Annotated in this window: 21 protein-coding genes, 1 tRNA gene and 3 pseudogenes; 8 read left to right on the forward strand and 17 right to left on the reverse strand. The window is 33.2% G+C overall.

Annotation, left to right across the window (positions count from 1 at the left end; translation table 11 throughout):
* The 6 genes from J3D55_RS19735 to J3D55_RS19760 all read right to left on the reverse strand — a co-directional run bounded on the left by J3D55_RS19735 (position 1) and on the right by J3D55_RS19760 (position 4585).
* Positions 1-759, reverse strand: a complete 759-nt coding sequence (locus tag J3D55_RS19735; protein WP_259133675.1) for a hypothetical protein — start codon at positions 757-759, stop codon at positions 1-3.
* Positions 760-841: 82 nt separating this feature from the next.
* Positions 842-1333 (reverse strand): phosphate ABC transporter permease, encoded by a 492-nt coding sequence (locus J3D55_RS19740; RefSeq protein WP_259133677.1) that lies wholly within the window; start codon positions 1331-1333, stop codon positions 842-844.
* Between the two features lie 118 nt (positions 1334-1451).
* Positions 1452-1997 carry a hypothetical protein gene (locus tag J3D55_RS19745; RefSeq protein ID WP_259133679.1) on the reverse strand — a complete coding sequence of 182 codons (546 nt, stop codon included), beginning with the start codon at positions 1995-1997 and terminating at the stop codon, positions 1452-1454.
* A gap of 166 nt (positions 1998-2163) precedes the next feature.
* Positions 2164-3144 (reverse strand): LuxE/PaaK family acyltransferase, encoded by a 981-nt coding sequence (locus tag J3D55_RS19750; protein WP_259133681.1) that lies wholly within the window; start codon positions 3142-3144, stop codon positions 2164-2166.
* Positions 3145-3321: 177 nt separating this feature from the next.
* Positions 3322-4113, reverse strand: coding sequence for a UDP-2,3-diacylglucosamine diphosphatase (locus J3D55_RS19755; RefSeq protein WP_259133683.1), 792 nt, complete (start codon positions 4111-4113; stop codon positions 3322-3324).
* 25 nt (positions 4114-4138) lie between these two features.
* The gene (locus J3D55_RS19760) at positions 4139-4585 is read right to left on the reverse strand and encodes a 6-pyruvoyl trahydropterin synthase family protein (protein WP_259133685.1); all 447 of its coding nucleotides are present in this window, start codon (positions 4583-4585) and stop codon (positions 4139-4141) included.
* A 103-nt stretch (positions 4586-4688) separates the two neighbouring features.
* Between J3D55_RS19760 and J3D55_RS19765 the strand changes: the two genes are divergently transcribed.
* Complete coding sequence (locus J3D55_RS19765) at positions 4689-5186, forward strand: TlpA family protein disulfide reductase (protein ID WP_259133687.1); 498 nt, start codon at positions 4689-4691, stop codon at positions 5184-5186.
* On the opposite strand, the gene J3D55_RS19770 is transcribed toward J3D55_RS19765, so the two are convergent.
* The gene (locus J3D55_RS19770; RefSeq protein ID WP_259133689.1) at positions 5187-5570 is read right to left on the reverse strand and encodes an acyl-CoA thioesterase; all 384 of its coding nucleotides are present in this window, start codon (positions 5568-5570) and stop codon (positions 5187-5189) included.
* 155 nt (positions 5571-5725) lie between these two features.
* Here J3D55_RS19770 and J3D55_RS19775 point away from each other — a divergent pair, with 155 nt between their 5' ends.
* Positions 5726-6379, forward strand: coding sequence for a ComF family protein (locus J3D55_RS19775; RefSeq protein ID WP_259133691.1), 654 nt, complete (start codon positions 5726-5728; stop codon positions 6377-6379).
* Positions 6380-6492: 113 nt separating this feature from the next.
* Entirely contained in the window at positions 6493-7179 is a 687-nt protein-coding gene (locus J3D55_RS19780) for an alpha/beta fold hydrolase (RefSeq protein ID WP_259133693.1), read from the forward strand.
* A 134-nt stretch (positions 7180-7313) separates the two neighbouring features.
* Here the strand turns inward: J3D55_RS19780 and upp are convergent, their stop codons facing one another.
* Positions 7314-7967 (reverse strand): uracil phosphoribosyltransferase, encoded by a 654-nt coding sequence (gene upp, locus J3D55_RS19785; protein ID WP_259133695.1) that lies wholly within the window; start codon positions 7965-7967, stop codon positions 7314-7316.
* Between the two features lie 516 nt (positions 7968-8483).
* Positions 8484-9795 (reverse strand): annotated as a pseudogene (der, locus tag J3D55_RS19790) (ribosome biogenesis GTPase Der).
* A gap of 279 nt (positions 9796-10074) precedes the next feature.
* Between der and J3D55_RS19795 the strand changes: the two are divergent.
* A tRNA-Gln gene (locus tag J3D55_RS19795) sits at positions 10075-10145 on the forward strand.
* Positions 10146-10602: 457 nt separating this feature from the next.
* On the opposite strand, the gene J3D55_RS19800 is transcribed toward J3D55_RS19795, so the two are convergent.
* The 8 genes and pseudogenes from J3D55_RS19800 to katG form a co-directional block, all read right to left on the reverse strand.
* Complete coding sequence (locus J3D55_RS19800) at positions 10603-10923, reverse strand: hypothetical protein (RefSeq protein ID WP_259133697.1); 321 nt, start codon at positions 10921-10923, stop codon at positions 10603-10605.
* Between the two features lie 10 nt (positions 10924-10933).
* Positions 10934-11602 (reverse strand): hypothetical protein, encoded by a 669-nt coding sequence (locus tag J3D55_RS19805; protein WP_259133699.1) that lies wholly within the window; start codon positions 11600-11602, stop codon positions 10934-10936.
* A gap of 43 nt (positions 11603-11645) precedes the next feature.
* Positions 11646-11819 (reverse strand): annotated as a pseudogene (locus J3D55_RS22615) (RHS repeat-associated core domain-containing protein); the annotation flags it as partial.
* Between the two features lie 202 nt (positions 11820-12021).
* Positions 12022-12432: a DUF5071 domain-containing protein gene (locus tag J3D55_RS19810; protein WP_259133701.1), complete on the reverse strand. Its 411-nt coding sequence runs from the start codon at positions 12430-12432 to the stop codon at positions 12022-12024.
* A gap of 102 nt (positions 12433-12534) precedes the next feature.
* Entirely contained in the window at positions 12535-12984 is a 450-nt protein-coding gene (locus tag J3D55_RS19815; RefSeq protein WP_259133703.1) for a hypothetical protein, read from the reverse strand.
* Between the two features lies 1 nt (position 12985).
* Positions 12986-13468, reverse strand: a complete 483-nt coding sequence (locus J3D55_RS19820) for a hypothetical protein (RefSeq protein WP_259133705.1) — start codon at positions 13466-13468, stop codon at positions 12986-12988.
* A 160-nt stretch (positions 13469-13628) separates the two neighbouring features.
* Positions 13629-13821: pseudogene (locus J3D55_RS19825) on the reverse strand (cold-shock protein).
* Positions 13822-14331: 510 nt separating this feature from the next.
* Positions 14332-16605 carry a catalase/peroxidase HPI gene (katG, locus tag J3D55_RS19830; protein ID WP_259133721.1) on the reverse strand — a complete coding sequence of 758 codons (2274 nt, stop codon included), beginning with the start codon at positions 16603-16605 and terminating at the stop codon, positions 14332-14334.
* Positions 16606-16945: 340 nt separating this feature from the next.
* On the opposite strand from katG, the gene J3D55_RS19835 reads away from it, so the two are divergent.
* From J3D55_RS19835 to murA, 4 genes are all read left to right on the forward strand, one after another.
* Complete coding sequence (locus J3D55_RS19835; RefSeq protein WP_259133722.1) at positions 16946-17407, forward strand: heme-binding domain-containing protein; 462 nt, start codon at positions 16946-16948, stop codon at positions 17405-17407.
* 38 nt (positions 17408-17445) lie between these two features.
* Positions 17446-17832, forward strand: a complete 387-nt coding sequence (locus J3D55_RS19840; protein ID WP_259135170.1) for a thiol-disulfide oxidoreductase DCC family protein — start codon at positions 17446-17448, stop codon at positions 17830-17832.
* Positions 17833-18228: 396 nt separating this feature from the next.
* Positions 18229-18909, forward strand: coding sequence for a DUF4290 domain-containing protein (locus J3D55_RS19845; RefSeq protein WP_259133723.1), 681 nt, complete (start codon positions 18229-18231; stop codon positions 18907-18909).
* A 2-nt stretch (positions 18910-18911) separates the two neighbouring features.
* The gene (gene murA, locus J3D55_RS19850; protein ID WP_047399573.1) at positions 18912-20219 is read left to right on the forward strand and encodes a UDP-N-acetylglucosamine 1-carboxyvinyltransferase; all 1308 of its coding nucleotides are present in this window, start codon (positions 18912-18914) and stop codon (positions 20217-20219) included.
* The last annotated feature ends 44 nt before the right edge of the window (positions 20220-20263 follow it).

Here is a 20263-nt window from a genome sequence, read left to right on the forward strand (position 1 = left end):
TTATTTAAAATATTCAATAACGTTGTAATTTCCGTCCTGATATTTCTCTAATAATTCTTTTAAATAGTATTTATGCTGTACTCCTGTTAAAATCACAATTCTTTTTCCTTTATACTGATTGGCGTGTTTTACAACATTCAGCGCCATCGTATTATTTCTCAAATCCCAGAAATTACACCATAACTGGTATCCGTCACGATATGAAATCTTTTCTCCATTGGGTTTCGTTACAAACTGATGAGCGAAAATATCTTCAGAATTAGAAATCTTATTAATTTCATGATGCTGAACAAACTGACGGTATCTGTTTACGGTTTCAAAACTTAATGAATTTAACGTTTTAATATCTGTTTTAGAAAAATCTTTCAGCGCATTATTGGCTTCCATATATTTCTCAAAAATGATTGCATTTGTTGGGCTTAATGCCTTTTTTTGATAAAGACTGTCCATCAATTTTATCGTCAGATTATCTGTAGGAACCATTCCGTGATCTTTTCTGTATTGATTTCTTCCTTCAAATTCGAACGGTAAATTAATTGTTTTCGGATATTTATTTAAATATAATATCGCTGCACTTACTTCATTGGAATTCTTAGACATGCTTTCTTTTTTGAAATCTTTCATCTGATCCGTATCAAGTTCCTGCAGGATTACATCGGGTTTTATCTTGTCTAAAATCTCAAAAAGGCTTTGAGGATTTAAAATAGAAGATGATGGCTCATGAACCGTTCCCAGAATATAAATTTCTGTTTTTCCCAAGTTTTGCGCGTTGCAAAAACAAGATAACAGGATCGAAAGACCCAATAAGAGATTCTTCATTGTAAATGATTATGTATAATGATTATTTAATTTTCTGTAATTCTACCACGCCGTAATGCAGCCAAATCCCGAAAACACCCGTTTTGGTAAGATAAGTTTCTTCTTTATTGAATTTCACTGTTGTATTCGGCTCTGTCTGACAAATGAAAAAATGACCGCCATCTATACAATTCATTTTACCGTTTTTATGTAAATCTGTCCACCCGAATTCTTTATAGGCATCTTCATCATTTTCTATATCAAATAAAAATCGCCTGACAATTTTCTTTTCCTTATCTCCTTCTTTTTTAGAAGTCAGCGTCCAACGAGCTAAATCAGATTCGTATCTAGCCGCAACATCCTTAGGATTGGCATCCGCAGTTTTTACGATTATTAAAGTATCTGCATTTGTAGTAGTGTCGCCATTTTTGGGATGCAATAGATAACTTCCTGTCCACAAATCGGGGTCCTTTTTTTGCTGTGCATAGGATATATTACACAATGTAATCAGGAGGATGAAGAATAATTTGTTCATGGTTTGGATTTATATTTTTATGAATATTATATTACTTATCTATTCATAAAGTACTTATACGAACGGCGAATGTACAAAAAGAAAGCATAAAAAAATCCCGACGGCAGATCAGAATTTTCTATTTTATTTTTTTAATCTCAAAAGGATTTTTGAAGATCAGTTCTTCATGTTTTCCTTTGATTTCCATTTTTCTTTGCAGTAAATTCAATGCCATTTTTCGGAGGAAAAGATCTTTATCATTCAATTTCCAATAAGAATCTTCGTGAACTTTTTTAGGTTTTCGGATTAAGTAAAATTCGGTATTCCAGGAATCAACATTATGATAAAATTCGATGATTCCGCAATGTTCAGGAATTGCAGTATGATCCACCATTCCCATCGGAAGCAGAAAACTGAAAGCATTGCAAACATAATCTCCACAGGAAATTTTATCGTGCTTTAAAAATTTTTCGCCGGTTTTTGTATTGATATAAGATTTTTTAAAGTCGTTTTTAAAATCACTTTTCGAAAGCTTAATTTCAATTTCATGGCTAAAACCTTCCGAATCAATAATCAGCAAATCGGCTTCCCAATCTGCCTGAAAGTGATTGGTCAACACAATATCCTTCTCAAAATCACATTGAGAATGGATGAATGCATGAACTAATTCTTCAATTTTTAACACGTTGGATTTTTTATTTTTAACGCAAAAGGTCGCTAAGTTCTTTTAAATAAATGCTGCTTATTTTCGTTCGCAAAGGCGTTTCACTCAGCAAAGTTCATCAAAATCAAAGAATTCAGAAGTAAAACTCAAACCCCAAAACTTTCCCACTCTAAAACACTCAAACACTCTAACTCACCAACAAACTGCAGCCGCGAATATCCGAGTGATCGATTCTTCCTAAAACGTGGAATTTATCGCCAACAATTTTCCCTAAATCCTGAGTAGCAATGAATGAACACGAATGAATATTAGCCAAATCAATAATATTAATCGCTCCGGTTCTGCCTTCTTTTTCGTAATTGAAAGGATCTTCTGCATTTCTCACCATAATTCTCATCCAGTTCGGACATTGGTATTCGTTATTCCCTAAAGAATACGCCTGAGAAAGAAGTTCCGTCATTGAATATTCTGAGTAAATCTTATCTGTTTTAAAGCCTTCCTGTAGAATTTTAAGTAATTCGTCTTTCGTCATTTCTTCTTTTCTGCCCTTCATTCCGCCGGTTTCAATTACCGTTAAAGTATCGGAGAATTTGAAGGTTTTAGAATTAGAATCGCAATAATCAAGAAAATCCAAAAGCGCAAAAGAAACTCCGAAAAGAATGACTTTTTTGTCTTTTAATTGATTCAACAACTCAAATAAATCAGAATGATTGTAAAGAAAATATCCATTTTCTGGTTTGGTAGATTTTTTCATTAAATAATCCACCATATATATTAAGGAAGAATTTTGTTTTTCAAGATAACTCGGCAACAATCCTAAGAAAATAAAATCTTCAGGCTTCCCGATAAATTGTTCAAAACTCTTGTAAATACTTTCTTCATATATATTTTCATCAGCAATAAAATGCTTCGATAAATTCATCTGCGTCGTTCCCGAACTTTGGAAAAACAGGTCGGCTGTCACATTTTTGTCCAGTATTTGATGATTTTTAAACATTTCAATTGGCAGAAAAGGGATTTTTGACAGACTGTCTACTTTATCAGGATCAATGTTAAGATAGTCTACAAACTTCTTATATATCTCAACATTATTATATTGATAATGAAATGTTTCCAATGAAGCATTCAGAAAATCCTGCTCTGTCAGTATATCGAATATATTTTTCACTTCTAAAAATATTTTAAAATTTCTAAGCTCTCATTTTGAACCAGTTAACAAAATAAGCGTAGTTTTTAATGTTTTATTAATATTTAAATTAAAATTTGGTAAGGTTATTGCAATGAAGTAACCGGAATATGGATTAAAAACAAGGGTGAATTTCGGTTCACTCGGGGGATTACCTCTTTATGGGGTAATTTTTTTTGTGCCCTGTTCAAAAGTTTTCAATTCAAAATCATGTTCGAAAACACCATATGTAAAGTACGAAATCCAGTCTCCAAGATTGATATATTCTGCTTTTCCTTCCAAATTCAAAACCATCGGAAGATGACGATGTCCGTAAATGAAATAATCGATCTTCTCCGTTTTCAGCTTTTCTTTTGAATAAATAATTAAAAATTCTTTGTCTTCACCCAAAAATTCTTTGTCTTCATCACCGGAAATCATTTTATTTTTCTGAGACATATACAACGCGATTTTCATGGCGATATCAGGATGAATCCATTTGAAAAACCATTGGGCAACAGGATTCGTAAAGACTTTTTTCATTCTTTTATATCCTTTATCTCCCGGTCCCAAACCGTCTCCATGAGCCAATAGAAACTGTTTTCCGCCCATTTCGAAATATTGCTTTTTGTAGAAAACCGTACATCCGATTTCTTCCTCCAAATAATCTTTCATCCACAAATCGTGGTTTCCCACAAAAAAATAAATGTGAATTCCGCGATCCTTTAATTCTGCAATTTTCCCTAAAACACGCACATATCCTTTCGGAATGACATGTTGCCACTCATGCCAAAAATCAAACAAATCACCCATTAAAAACAAAACCTGAGCATCATGCTTAATCTCATCCATCCAACGGATAAACCGCTCTTCACGCACTTTGCTTTCTTTCGGATTTGGCGCACCAAAATGCTGATCTGAAGCAAAATACACTTTTTTCCCAGGTTCTAAATTGATGGTAGTTTTTAACACCGTTTCGAGTTTTTATTGACTAAAATTATTGATTATCTTCTGCAAACCATTCTCCGTAAGAGTTTTCGGTTTCGTGAAGTTTAAGATATGCCAAAGAAATTCCTTCCGGAAGTTTCGATTTTACTTTTGCAGCAATCGCGTACAACATATTTTCACAAGTCGGCTGGAAAGTACAGTAAATCACTTTATGACCTTGATTTTCCAGCGTTTCACCCAATTCTTTATGAGGCGAAAGTCCGTTAATTAAAACAGAATGATCCCAAACATCTACAATTTCCGATTTTACGATACTTTTGATATCTCCAAAATCCACTACCATCCCATTTTTAGGGTTCTCCAAATCATTTACAGGCTTCCCTTTCACCGTTACAAACAGCTTATAAGAATGTCCGTGCATATTTTTACATTTTCCGTCGTAGTTATACAGCACGTGTGCTGTTTCGAATGTAAAAATCTTTGTAATACGTATCATGGTGCAAAGATAAGGAATTTGGTTTGAGTTTCGGTTTTGTCGTATCGTGACAACTCGCCCTTCTTTTCTTAAAATAAGAATTGAATAATTGCGTTATCCAATCATGAAAACTATAACTTTATTTTTATTGATAATTAATTTATCATTAACCGCCCAGCAAAGACAATTTTTCACTCAGCCGGATCTTGAAAACAAAATCGGAAAGCATTTTCCTATTGAAAATTATAAAAATCAGGAAAATTCAAATTTTAATGTTGATGATTTAAAAGGAAAAATGTCTTTCATTAATTTTTGGTCAACGACTTGTGAACCTTGCATTACAGAACTTCCTTATTTGAATAAAATGAAAGAAACTTTAGGCAATAAAGCTAATTTTATTGCAATTACTCAAGATAATAAAGATAAAGTGGAGAAATTTCTGGCAAAACGAGAATTTAATTTTCTACATATCACAGATTCCGGACAGGAATTAAAATCTTACTTTCCTATTTTAAGAAATCCTATGACTTTTATTGTTGATAAAAACGGAAACATACAAGAAATTACCGGAATTATTGATGAAACAAAATTGGATGCGATTATGGGAATTTTTAAAGAATAATTACAATTTCTCCAGCCAATCCCCTTCCAACCTCTTAATTCTCTGCGTTTTCACATCAATTAAAACCCAAAGTGTAAGAGAATCTACCACAAGTTTATCATTGCAGTAAAATTCTACTTTTCGCGGCTGCTTCACTCCTTCCGGAGCTTTTGGATATGTTTTGATCGTGATCATATCACCCAAATACACCTGTTTTTTGTATTGAATATGATGATCGACAAGCATCCAGATATCTTCAGGATATTCGGTGATGTGTTTTACAAACTCCCAATGTTCACCGGCAATTTCTTCCACCCAATGAACGTATTGAACATTATTCACATGATTATTAGCATCGATATGTTCTTCCGTTACTTTTATTTGCTTTTCAAAAATCAAACTCATCCTCTTCAAATATTTACTCAAAATTAGGATATAAAAAATGAAATTCTTCAAAGACATAAAAGTTTTAACAGCTAAAATTTATTTAAGATTTTTCCATTGAATTGAATTAAAAAATTTCGCCCAAAATAGTTATCTTCGTTTTACACAACACATAGATGATTTTAGATATTTTCTTCCCAAATCGTTGCCTCGAATGCAACCGGATTATTGACGGTAACTTATTGGTTTGCAGTCTTTGTTTTGAACAAATTCACTTTACGCATGATAATTATTTTGAGGATAATTTTATAAAAGAGAAATGTAAATTGCTTTTTCCCATTGAGAATACTTTTGCTTTGATGCAGTTTGAAAAAGAGAATTTAAGCCGAAAAATTATTCATGAATTAAAATATAAAAGCAGAGAAAAAACCGGTAAAATTCTTGCAGACTGGACTTCTGAACGATTGGATTTTAAAAATGAAAAACCAGATTTACTGGTTTCTGTTCCACTGCATCCGAAAAAATTGAAGGAAAGAGGTTACAATCAATTGCATTTGTTCACGAAAACTTTGTCTGAGTTTTACAACATTCCTTTCGATCATGAATTGATTAAGAGAAATCATTACTCAAAAGCTCAGGCTTTGAAAGATAAACAGCGCCGTCTGGAAACCGAAAATCCATTTTCTGTCACGAAAAATATTTCAGGAAAACATATTTTGTTGATTGATGATGTTTTTACAACAGGAAATACGCTCGCTTCGATTGCGTGGGAAATTCTGAAAGCCGGAGACAATAAAGTGAGTGTTTTGGTAATGGCGATTGACGTTTAAAAATAATGATTTATGAATACTAAATTATGATTCGGAAAACGAAAATTTTACGGTACAATTTCATTTTTCTGCTTTCAATTCTTTTTCTTAATTTTCCGCTCAAACTGATCATTATGAAAAATCTGATTTTATTGCATGGCGCTTTAGGTCACAGTGATATTTTTAATCCTTTTAAAGAAGAACTTTCAAAATATTTTACAATTCACACGCCTTTGTTTTCCGGACATGGTGCTATTGAAATTTCGGAAAATGGAATTACGATTGAAAAATATACGCAGGAATTAAAAGAGTTTATTGAAAAAGAAAATTTAAGTGATATCTATATTTTCGGACACAGCATGGGCGGTTATGTTGCGCTTTGTTACGCCTATCAACATCCGGAAAGTGTAAATTCTATCATGACTTTGGGGACAAAATTTGATTGGACGGAAGAACAGGCTTTGAAGGAAAGTAAGATGCTGAATCCTGATGTTATTGCCGAAAAAGTTCCTAAATATGCCGAATTGCTGGAATCTCAACACGGTTCAAAATGGAAACAATTATTACCCGCGATTGCAGAATTGATGATTTCTTTGGGTAAAAATCCACCTTTAAAAAATAATTTATCGACCATCAATATTTCTGTTCAGATTATGGTTGGTGATAAAGACAATATGGTGAGCTTGGAGGAAAGTATTGAAGTTTACAGAAGTCTTCCGAATGCAAAGTTGGCTGTACTTCCTGATACAAAACATCCGATGGATAAAGTGCGACCCAATTTATTATTGGATGTAATGAAAGATTTCTGGAGTCTTTCTTAAATTTTGATGTGAATTTTTAACGCAAACAGCGCAAAGATTTTTTCACTACTAAATGTTGATTTTTTCGTTCGCAAAGGCGTTTCACTCAGCTAAGAATATAAATCAGATCATTAAATTTTTAACCTTTATTAAAATTATCTCTGTAGTTTTTCTCCGTAACTTAAATCTCCTGCATCACCCAATCCTGGTGTAATGTAGCCTTTTGACGTGAGTTGTTCATCGATTGCTCCCACCCAGATTTTCGCATTTGGATAAGCTTTCTCGATCGTTTCAACACCTTGCTTTGATGCAATTGCAGCTACAATGTGAAGTTGGCTTGGTGTTCCGTTGGTTAATAAATCTTTAATCGCTTCAATTAAAGATGCTCCGGTTGCCAACATCGGATCTCCAACAATTAATGGTCTTCCTTCAATATTCGGGCACGTTAAATAATCTTGTTTGATGGAAAAATAGTCATTTGCGTCGTGTTTTCGGTAGGCTGCAACGAAACCGCAATCTGCTCTGTCAAAATAATTTAAAATCCCCTGAAATAAAGGAACTCCCGCTCTTAAAATTGTTGTAATAACAGGCTGAACCGCGATTTCCTTTACTTTAATTGTATCTAAAGGAGTCTGGATTTCAATTTCCTTTTGCTCTAAAGTTTTACTGATCTCAAAAGCTGCAATTTCCCCGATTCTTTCCATATTTCTACGGAATCTCATGCGGTCGTGCTGGATTTCAACGTTTCGGAGTTCATTGATCCAAGAATTAACTAAAGAAAACTGATCGGATAAAACGATTGTATTCATTATTTTGAAATATTTTTTTCTAATTTATAAATTTTAATCTGAATAAGTTGCTAAGAGCCTGTTGAAATTTTATGTCATCCATTTTTGTAACCCTGTTTGAAAATTGATTTTCAAAATAATATTATTATATCACAAAGAAAAACAAAGAAATATTACTTTTTGAAACGCTTTCAAGTTAAACAATGCTACTTCGTTTATCAAAGCTATACAAGAATTTTACATTACCTTGATAAGTTTCACGCCTTTGTCGATCTTAAATTTTTTAAAATCATGTGATTAATATTCTTGTTTAGCTTTGCGTTTTATAGAGCCTCATCTCGAACTGAGGTTAAATCATAAATAATTAGTGACCCATTTTTTAAAACCTGTTGAAAGGTACAGCCCGACTTGAGTGGAGCACATTTTGTAGTTTTTGAAAGGGGAAAAGCATTGGCAAAACTACAAAATTGCGGGAACGGAAGGCGGAAATAGCTGCCAAAAAAAATCCCTCTTAGAAAATCTAAAAGGGATGATTATTTATTTTTGTCTGAAATATACTTCGATTGGAAACTCCGGTAAACCCGAATTCTTTTCTCAATTGGTTTTCAGTAAATCTCTTGTAAGGTTCTTTTACGTACTGCGGTAAGTTGCAGAAGAATACAAACTGCGGAGACGGCGTTGGAAGCTGTACGCAATATTTGATCTTGATGAATTTACCTTTGTTTGCAGGTGGTGGTGTTCTTTCGAAAACCGGAAGCATGATTTCGTTTAGCTTTGAAGTTTTGATTTTCTTCTTACGATCTTCGTAAACTGCCATTGCTAATTCAACAGCTTTCAGAATTCTCTGCTTCGTTAAAGCCGATACAAACAAAATTGGAATATCGCTGAACTGACCGATTTTATCTCTGATAGATTTTTCGAAATCTCTGATCGTGTTGGTTTGCTTGTCCTCAATAAGATCCCATTTGTTAACAACAATTACGATCCCTTTTCTGTTTTTCTGAGCCAATCCGAAGATATTCATATCCTGAGATTCCCATCCTAAAGTAGCATCCACCATGATAATTACCACGTCAGAATATTCGATAGAACGAATCGATCTCATAACCGAATAGAATTCTAAATCTTCATTTACTTTAGATTTTCTTCTCATTCCAGCTGTATCTACCAACACAAACTCGTGTCCGAACTTGTTGTAAAGCGTCTGAATACTGTCTCTTGTCGTTCCTGCAACATCTGTTACGATATTTCTATCGGCATCAAGTAAAGCGTTCGTTAACGTAGATTTTCCTACATTCGGACGACCTGCAATGGTAATTTTAGGAAGCCCTTCAAACGGATCTTTATAATCGGTAGTCGGGAAATCTCTAACGATATCATCCAAAATCTCTCCCGTTCCAGAACCTGTAGCAGAAGATAAAGTGTAATATTTCTCGATTCCTAACTGATAAAATTCTGTAGCATCCACTTCTTCTTTTGCAGAATCTACCTTGTTGATAACGATATATACAGGTTTATTTGATCTTCTCAACATCTCATGGATCTCATAATCTGTATCGGTAAGACCTTCTTCCACATTCAGCATGAAAATAATAGACGTAGCTTCATCGATAGCCAACTGAACCTGCTTAGAAATCTCTTCCTGAAAAACATCATCATTATTCACATCATAACCTCCTGTATCAATTACAGTGAAGTCTACTCCGTTCCAGTCAGATTTCCCGTAATGACGGTCTCTTGTAACACCAGCCGTAGAATCTACGATGGCTTCTCTTCTTTCCAGAAAACGATTAAAAAGTGTGGATTTTCCTACGTTGGGGCGCCCAACGATTGCGACAATATTCGACATAAAAATGTTTAATAATATGATTATTAATGGGTTTCTCCAACTCTTGGAGCCCAATTTTTTTTGCAAAGGTAAGGTTTTTATTTGACTTATTTATTTTGATTAAAAAAGCAGAGAACGGCAGCAATGAACTAGCTAAAATCATATAACCTAAAAATTTTATTAAAAATAATTCTTTGACTATCAATAAATAAAGAATCCGCAAGCATTTTTCATGAATAATTCTTCACTTTTGATTTTTATATTTAAAATAAATTTTATAGATTTGCATCACCAAAAAATAGACCTATAGTGTAACGGTAACACTCCGGTTTTTGGTACCGTCATTCGGGGTTCGAATCCCTGTGGGTCTACAATAAAAGCAATCTTCTGATTTCAGTTGATTGCTTTTTTGTTTGGGGTGGTTTTTGGGATTTTTCAATTATAGTCACTACTTTCAGTATTAATGTCTACACCGTTATTTTTTCAGGAGTATTCTGTTTTATTGTTTTGCTGAAACATTTTTACACAAAACAGGCTGTTTTTTTAAGACAGCTTTCTTTAGATACGAGTGAAGCGCTCGCACTTAATGTCATTAAGTTAAGCTCTTATTTATCATTTTCGCTAATAAGATACCTCATTTAACCCTCATCATTACTGAAATTAAATAGTAATGTTAAACATTTCTATCCTTAACTTAATGACATTGCGCTCGCGTTAGCTGGGGAATACCTACTCTTACTTTCATTATCTAAATTTTATTTTTATCTGAAATTCAACGAGTTAATTATCCAAAAGCTATCATCACTAAATTTGATACATTACCGGGAGTCATGATTTATAATAAATAAACTCATCTAAGAAATTATATTCTAAATCTAAAAAATAACTATAATAGCCTATTAATTCGTTAGATAAATAAATTTCATGGTAAATATTGATATTAGGTACTTCTATTGCTATTTTTTCAACTACGCTCTCCTCATTTCTATCGGATAAATTGAAATTTATTGATATTCTCTTTATAGATAAATTCCCTTTCAATTGTTTTCCCAAAACATCTTCCACAACTTGGCTGTACCATTCTTTATTAAAAGAATCTTCGGATAAATCAAATAAGTTACTTATGTTGTATTCATTTAAGTTTTTCATATCAAAATATTTAATGCCCTAATGTATTACCTGGAATTTTGTCAAATAAAAAATGATTTGTAGAACCTTCTACTCTTGAACCTAAAACTCTAATATTTCCTCCAACAGACTTCATTTTTAATTTATGAGTATAGCCAGTAATGCCTTGTCTTGCATATTGACTAATTTCACTTTTAGTTAATGCAACTATTCCTTGTTCTCCACGTGGTCCAACTATACCATTTTTTAATGCTAACTTGGCTGCTTTCTGAATTGCTGGACTAAATTTTGCCCAAAGCTTAGAACTTAGCCATCCTGTCGCTTCTACACCAGTAGTCCTAACTCCAAAGTCAGCTGTTCCACCATAATATTTCGGTGGTTCAAAATTGATATCGGAAGAAAACCGATCTGTTTCAAGTGCCCAATAATCTCCAGGGCGATTATTTGCAATCGCATCTAAAGTTCTATGATAAATTTTTTCTTCAGAAAAACGACTCTCTCCATATTTCATATCATAAAAGAAATCTCTATACTTATCTACTAATTCTGGAGAATCATATCCAGGTTGCTTCAGAGCTGCCGCATAAGTTTTTGCAGAGGCAAAGTCTTTTCCATCGACTTCAATTATGTCATCCCTTCCATCCTTAATCTCCACAGTTTCTCCTGTATTTTTATTTTTAAAGATGGTTTCTGGGGCCATACCCGTAGGATCAGTAAACCTTATAGGATTGCTAAAAGTATACTCATATGGAGAATCCCGGAAACTCTTCCGCCATTGGATCCACTCCATACCAAATACTCAACCTAGGATTATAATACCTAGCTCCATAATAATACAATCCCATATCTTCATCTAATTCCTTCACATTAAACTTAAACGGATTATTGTATGATCCATCCATTTGCTCCAGCATCGTTTCTCCGAATGGTAAATTTAAGAAAAATTGTGTTGTATTCTAAGATATGCCTGCTTCAGATACTTCTTAAAGTACGCTCTTCTTTCAGTATTCTTCTGTTTCATTATTTTACTTATACATTTTTATACAAAACAGGCTGCTTTTTTCAAGACAGCTTGTTTATTTTCCTGAGATACGAGCGAAACGCTCGATCCAGTGGGGTTTATTCAAATAAATTATTAAAAGTTAATTTATCAATTATCTCTTGAGCTATTTCATCAACTTCATTTTCTTTTTCTCCCAAAGAAGGATTCAACGTTATCTTTTCAACTTTAGGGATAAGCCAATTATCTTTTTTTGTAATTGCAGGTTTTATCAATCTTACTAAGATCCAATATTTCCACACATTATCATTACTATTCAGTATTTCTAGAATTTCTTTTTTATATGTTATTAACGGAAATTTTAATAAATATTCGCAAATCAAATCTGCTGGCGGCCAATTATAATCCTGTAACCATTTCATCAAAACTGGAATATCTCCCTTAATTGCATCTACATTGTCAATTTTATATAACTCATCTGCAAAATCTAAATCTGATTTATTTAAAGGTAAATATTTTTTATTATTCATGAATGTTTATCTTATGCCTTTATTATTTCTCCAACTCGAGCGGAGAGAATTCTAAATGTTTTTTGCCAAAAAATTTACTTCATAGAGATTTTATACAAAAAATTAATTTTCAACAACATAAGAAGAGTCTCCTTTTATCTTATATTGTTTTTTTGAATATAAACTACCATCAATATTATGAAATTCAAAATAGCCGGTCTTTAATTTACTTTGGTAACATTCTTTTGGATCAGAAGATTTTTTAAATCTATATATTCCTTTGGAAAAAAGCTTATGCGTATTTTTTTCTTCTACTGTTTCCGTGCCATAAAAATAATTATCCTTAGAACTATCTATTTTTATAAAGGTATCAAAATGATCATTATAAACATCATTATCTTTTTCCTTATAAACATAAATCGTATCTATAAACTGATCTCTCTTAAACTTTCCATCCGCTTTAATAAAACCATTTTTATCATAAATAGGATACGATAAATCATTTTTTTCTGTGCAGGATTTTATTAGAAAAAGAGAAAATATTAGTAATAATAAACGTAATTTATAATTCATTCTAAAGTTCAATTTTTGTATTATATACAGTGTCATTTATAATTATATTGTCATCCTTTCCAATAATATTACCATTCATATCAAAAGTATTGTGAACTCCAAATGGTTGTATACTTCGTAATGCTTTTCTAAAATCTGAATTTCTTTTATATCTAAATGTTCCCATAAGTTTAATGCTTTTTGCGAAAAAAATATATTCTGTTCCATAAAAATATGGTCCTTTTATACTATCAACAACAATAGAATCTTTAAACGGAAGATTGGGATTTTTACCATAAGAAATATTACCTACAAAGTGATCCTTGTAAAAACTTAAATGCATTGCTGCTTTTTCATTTTTATCAAAAAAAGTAATTTTAGTAGTATCTTCTTTTTTATCTAAAATGTAATTAAGTTTTCCACTTGGATAATATATTTTTTGAGGTAAATCTTTCTTTCTACATCCCAATAAGATAAAAAAACTACATAAAATTATATATTTCATAATCTATTCTTAATTTTTTATTCCAATAATTATTAAAATTATGGAGGTTGTTTTTTTATTTTCAACAACCTATCAAATCATTCAACCAAAAAAAAGCGGACAACATTAATGTTGTCCGCTTATTCTTCTTTAATAGAGAAAGATTTAATCTTTCTGCAAATTATGCTATTCTAACGTTAACTGCGTTAACGCCTTTAGTTTCCGTTTTGTAATTCAAAGGTTACGACATCGTTTTCACGAATACTGTCTACTAAACCTGAAGTATGTACAAAAACGTCAGGTCCACCGTTTGATGGAGTGATAAAACCAAATCCTTTTGCTTCGTTAAAGAATTTTACTGTTCCTTGTTGCATTGTAATGTATTATAAATTATTGTATTGTTATTAAATCTTTTTGGTCTCAATAAATGATGTTATAATTTTTAGAATCTTGAAGTACTTCAAGCTGAAAAAAGTAGCGCATCTGCTATTGATAACAAAAATTAGCAGCTGTAAAAGCGAAGACTGAGAGAAATGAGTAAACTCAAAAATTTCAGTAGAAGCGTTGGCAGTAGCCTGATTATTCTGCAAATATATACATAATTTATTGAAAACAAGCTTTTTTTAATTTTTTATTTATTTATTCTTTGTCGATCAACCTCAAAAATTCTCATTGAATCATGTTAAATAGTGGTTATATTAGTGTACAACTTGCTTTCTTTATTTTAAAGCTTATCAATATTTTTTTTAAAAATGATACATTATTAAAGGACTAAATTAGATTTCCTTTAAACAAATCTTAATTTTAGTACGAAAATCAAACAGCTTCACGCAAAAAAAGGCAATCAAACGATCGCCTTTCAATTATTATATTAAATAACTAGATTATATTAAGTCAAATCGATCCGAATTCATCACTTTTACCCAAGCTGAAACAAAATCACTGACAAATTTCTCCTTCGCATCAGAACTTGCATACACCTCAGCAATCGCTCTCAATTCAGAGTTTGAGCCAAAAACAAGATCTGCACGGGTTGCCGTCCATCTTTTTTCACCCGTCTTACGATCAACACCTTCATACAATTCGTTATCATTTGAAGCCGCTTTCCATTGCGTATTCATGTCTAAAAGATTCACGAAGAAATCGTTGGTAAGAACTTCGGTATATTTTGTGAAAACACCATGATTTGAACCGTCGAAATTGGTATTTAAAGCTCTCATTCCTCCGATCAACACCGTTAATTCCGGAGCTGTAAGATTTAATAACTGAGCTTTATCAATTAATAAAGATTCTGTGGAAACCGAGAATTTTTTCTTTAAATAATTTCTAAAACCGTCCGCTGCAGGCTCAAGATAGCCCATTGATTCTACATCAGTCTGCTCTTGTGAAGCATCCATTCTTCCCGGCGCGAAAGGAACAATTAAGTTTTGCCCTGCGTTTTTTGCCGCTTTTTCAATTCCTACACTTCCTGCAAGAACAATTAAATCAGCCAATGAAACTTTTTTACCGGATGTCTGATTTTCATTAAATTCTTTCTGAATATTTTCTAAAACACCCAAAACTTTCTGAAGCTGGGTCGGATTATTTACCGCCCAATATCTTTGAGGAGCCAAACGAATTCTCGCCCCGTTTGCACCACCCCTTTTATCGCTTCCTCTGAATGTAGAAGCAGAAGCCCAAGCTGTGGAAACCAATTCTGAAACAGTAAGACCGGAATCTAAAATTTTTGATTTTAAGGCTTCAACATCAGAATTATTAATCAAAACATGATCAACTTCAGGAATCGGATCCTGCCAAATAAGCTCTTCTGAAGGAACTTCAGAACCTAAATAACGAACTTTCGGTCCCATATCTCTGTGCGTCAGCTTAAACCAAGCTCTTGAAAATGCATCTGCGAATTCTTCAGGGTTTTCGTAAAATCTTCTTGAAATTTTTTCATACACCGGATCAATTCTTAATGACAAATCCGTTGTCAACATCGTTGGTCTGTGTTTTTTATTGGGATCAAATGCATCAGGAATAATTTCTTCACCGTTTTTCGCAACCCATTGATGAGCTCCTGCAGGACTTTTCGTTAATTCCCATTCGTTTTCGAACAGGTTTTTAAAGAAATAATTGCTCCATTCTGTCGGAGTTTCCGTCCATGTTACTTCCAAACCACTTGAAATTGCATCTGTTCCTTTCCCTGATTTATAAGAACTGTTCCATCCGAAACCTTGTGCTTCAATTCCCGCTGCTTCAGGCTCTTTTCCTACATGATCTGCAGGTCCTGCGCCGTGGGTTTTTCCGAAAGTGTGACCTCCCGCAATTAACGCAACTGTTTCTTCATCATTCATCGCCATTCTTCCGAATGTATCACGAATATCTTTTGCGGCTGCAATGGGATCCGGATTTCCGTCGGGACCTTCAGGATTTACATAAATTAAACCCATTTGTACTGCTGCCAAAGGCTTTTCTAAATCTCTGGAATGATCAACTTCAGAATTATCATCCATTGGAAGAACTCCATGACCTTCAACTCCCGGAGAACCGTGTGCGTAACGCAAATCTCCGCCTAACCACTTTTTTTCTGTTCCCCAATATACATCCTGATCCGGTTCCCAGACATCTTCACGACCTCCCGCAAAACCAAAAGTCTTGAATCCCATTGATTCTAAAGCAATATTGCCTGTAAGAATCATCAAATCTGCCCATGAAATACTTCTGCCATATTTTTGTTTGATGGGCCACAACAATCTTCTCGCTTTATCCAAACTTACATTATCCGGCCAACTGTTTAACGGTGCAAAACGCTGCTGTCCCGCTCCTGCTCCACCTCTCCCGTCACCTACACGATACGTTCCTGCGCTGTGCCACGCCATACGAATAAACAAAGGACCATAATGTCCAAAATCTGCAGGCCACCAATCCTGAGAATCGGTCATTAAGGCGTGAAGATCTGTTTTTACCGCTTCAAGATCGAGACTTTTAAATGCTTCTGCATAATTAAAATCTTTATCCATCGGGTTTGAAACTCCGGAATGCTGACGAAGAATATCTACCCTCAATTGCTCGGGCCACCAATCTAAATTTTTGGTTCCGCCGCCAGCAACGTTTTCTTTTTTCATTGTTCCGTTGTGGAATGGGCATTTACTGATGTCATTAGAATCTTTTTCCATTGTCGTTTTAATTTTTTATGTTGGTTACAATTAAATTTTCTTTGTTGAGAAAGACAAACTTACAACAGTTGAAATATAAATACAATCTATCAAAAATATTTTTATGATAGTTAAAAACAATATTAAAATCTCAATCATTGATTTCTTGATTGCATAGATTTAAAACATATAATAATGCAATTAAGTTAGCAAAATTTTATATTAATTTAAATAAAAACTAAAATTCATCGAGCATATTTAGAATAATTCAAATCAATATTAGCATTTCTGTATTATTGAGGTTTTTTATTTATTAAAAAATAATTAACTTTATCTATTTAGAACACATCAAATTCCAAATATGAAAAAAGTATTAGTAGCTCTTCTTGTAGCATTTATCATCATTCAGTTTTTTCCTATCGACAAAACAAATCCGGCTCCCACACCGGGAATGGACTTTATAAAAATTAAAAATATACCTCAGGAAACGGCAACCATCATTACTACTTCCTGTTATGATTGTCATTCTAACGAGACCAAATATCCTTGGTATTCTAATATTTCACCGGCTTCATGGTATATGAAAAACCATATTGATGAAGCGAGAAAGCATCTTAATTTCTCTACCTTTGCCATGTATGAACCGAAAAAGCAGGCTCACAAATTAGATGAATGCATCGAAATGGTTGAAAAGAAAGAAATGCCTTTGGAGTCTTATTTTGTAGGGCATCAAGGTGCAAAACTTACCGATGAGCAGAGAAAAGCTTTAATCGATTATTTCAAAAAAGAGAAAGCAGAAACAGAGCGAAAAATGGCTCTTTAAAATCGAAATCATGGAAGAGAAACTGGCAAAACAGACATATTGTTTTTTTCGACGGAGATTGCGGCGTATGCAATTTCTGGGTACAATGGATTTTGGAAAGAGACAAAAAAGATCAGTTTATGTTTGCTTCTCTACAGTCAGATTTTGGTCAGAAATTTTTATCTGAAAGAGGGTTGGATACGAAAGTTTTCAACACCATGTATCTTTGGAAGCCTAAACAATATTATCACATCAAATCCAGAGCTATTCTACACATTGCGAGTTTACTCGGAGGAATTTATACACTTGCGGTAATCGGAAGAATTATTCCGAAATTCTTAAGTGACGGTGTTTATGATATTATCTCAAGGAACAGAATGAAGCTTGCAAATCAGAAATGTTATTTGCCGACACCTCATCAGAGAGCGAAATTTATTGAGGTTTGATTCTTTTTTAAATATAAATAGCATTAATTTTTTCACCAATAAATGCCAATTTTATTATTCTGAAATAGATGAAGGAGGTTTTTATAGATTTTTCTTTCCTCGAAATGACAACATAAGGTGGATAATTTTTAATTATAAAATATAAAGACTGATTCTTAATTGAGACAGTCTTTTTTATTCTCACAGATAAAAGCAGATTGCGCTGATTTTTTTCAATAATGAAATTGTGTAATTCATTGATTTCTTTAATTTGTCTGAATCTATCTTTCCTGCTAATCTGATGAATTATTGATGGAATAAATCTTCAACAAAAATTTATTTTCATTTTCATTAAAAAATCATAAACTTTTAAGATTTTCGGTACAATTTTTCCATTATTGCATATATTTGCAGACTATGGAATATAATACCCAAAAAACTCAGCTCCTTTTGCCGGAATACGGCAGAATTATACAACAGTTGGTTGAACGTTGCAAAGAGCTTTCTTCAAAAGAGGAAAGAAGCGAAATGGCTTTGGGCATCATTGATTTTATGGGTCAAAGAAACCCACAACTTCGCGACGAAGAAAATTACAAGCATAAACTTTGGGATCATCTTTTTATTCTGGCAAATTATGATCTTGATGTAGATTCACCATATCCGTTTCCTACAAGAGAAGAATTGGCAGAAAAGCCTAAAAGAATGGAATATCCTAAACTTCAGGGTGATTTTAAATTTTACGGTAAAAGTATTCTTCAATTAATAGAGAAAGCAATAGAACTGAATGAAGGCGACGAAAAAGAAGCCCTTATTGAAGTCATTGCGAACAATATGAAGAAATCTTATAACGTATATAATAAGGAACACGTAACAGATGATGTAATTTTCCGTCATTTGAAGGAACTTTCGGAAAACAGATTGGATCTTACAGGAATTGAATCTCTTGAGAAAAGTAAAATCTACTACACGACCAATAACAACAACCGAAATAATAACAGGAACAACCAAAATAACAACAGGAACAACCAAAATAACAAAAGAAGGCACACCAATAACAACAGCAACAATAACAACAATCATAATAAAAACAGAAAGTAGACATGAGTGGAACATTTCAAATACGAGGAGGAAAAAGATTGCATGGTGAAATCACTCCACAAGGAGCTAAAAATGAGGCTCTACAGATTCTTTGTGCTGTTTTGTTAACTGACGAGGAAGTAAGGATTAAAAATATTCCGGATATCCACGACGTTAATCGATTAATTGAAATATTAGGCGATTTCGGAGTAAAAGTTACTAAAAACGGACATGGAGATTATACTTTCAAGGCAGATAAAGTTAATTTTGATTATATAAAATCAAACGAGTTCAAAAAAGACGGTGCTAAACTAAGAGGTTCGATCATGTTGATGGGACCGATGTTGGCAAGATACGGTGAAGCTTATATGCCGACTCCGGGAGGTGATAAAATCGGAAGAAGAAGATTAGACACTCACTTTCAAGGACTTGTAGAATTAGGTGCTGAATTTCATTATGATGAAGAAGAATTCTTTTATTCATTAAAAGCTAAAGAGCTTAACGGTAAATTTATTTTACTGGAAGAAGCTTCTGTAACAGGAACAGCCAATATCGTAATGGCTGCAGCTTTAGCAAAAGGAAAAACAAGAATCTACAACGCAGCTTGTGAACCTTACCTTCAGCAACTTTGTAAAATGCTGAACAGAATGGGAGCGAATATTTCAGGAATCGGTTCAAATTTATTAACAATTGAAGGTGTTGAATATCTTCACGGAACTGAACATACCATGCTTCCCGATATGGTAGAAATCGGATCTTGGATCGGTCTTGCAGCCATGACAAAATCTGAAATTACCATTAAAAATGTAAACTGGAATCAGCTTGGAGTTATTCCGAATACATTCAGAAAATTAGGAATCGAACTTGAGCAAAGCAATGATGATATTTTCATTCCGGCTCAGGAAAATTATAAAATTCAAAAGTTTATTGACGGATCTATTTTAACGATTTCCGATGCACCTTGGCCAGGATTTACTCCAGATTTGTTATCTATTATTTTAGTGGTGGCAACTCAGGCAAAAGGAAGTCTTTTGGTTCATCAAAAAATGTTTGAATCAAGATTATTCTTCGTAGATAAATTGATTGATATGGGTGCGCAAATCATTCTTTGTGATCCACACAGAGCAACAGTAATCGGATTAAATCAAGAAGCTCCGTTAAGAGGAACAACAATGGTTTCTCCGGATATAAGAGCCGGAAATGCCCTTCTAATTGCAGCACTTTCTGCAGAAGGAAAATCTATTATCCACAATATCGAACAAATCGACAGAGGGTATGAAAATATCGACGGAAGATTGAAAGCGATCGGAGCGGATATTGAAAGAATTTAAAAAGAAATTAGATTTTAGAAGTTAGAAATTAGTTTTAAACTTAT

The sequence above is a fragment of the Chryseobacterium ginsenosidimutans genome (genome assembly GCF_024807225.1).
In the GTDB taxonomy this organism is placed as follows: domain Bacteria; phylum Bacteroidota; class Bacteroidia; order Flavobacteriales; family Weeksellaceae; genus Chryseobacterium; species Chryseobacterium ginsenosidimutans.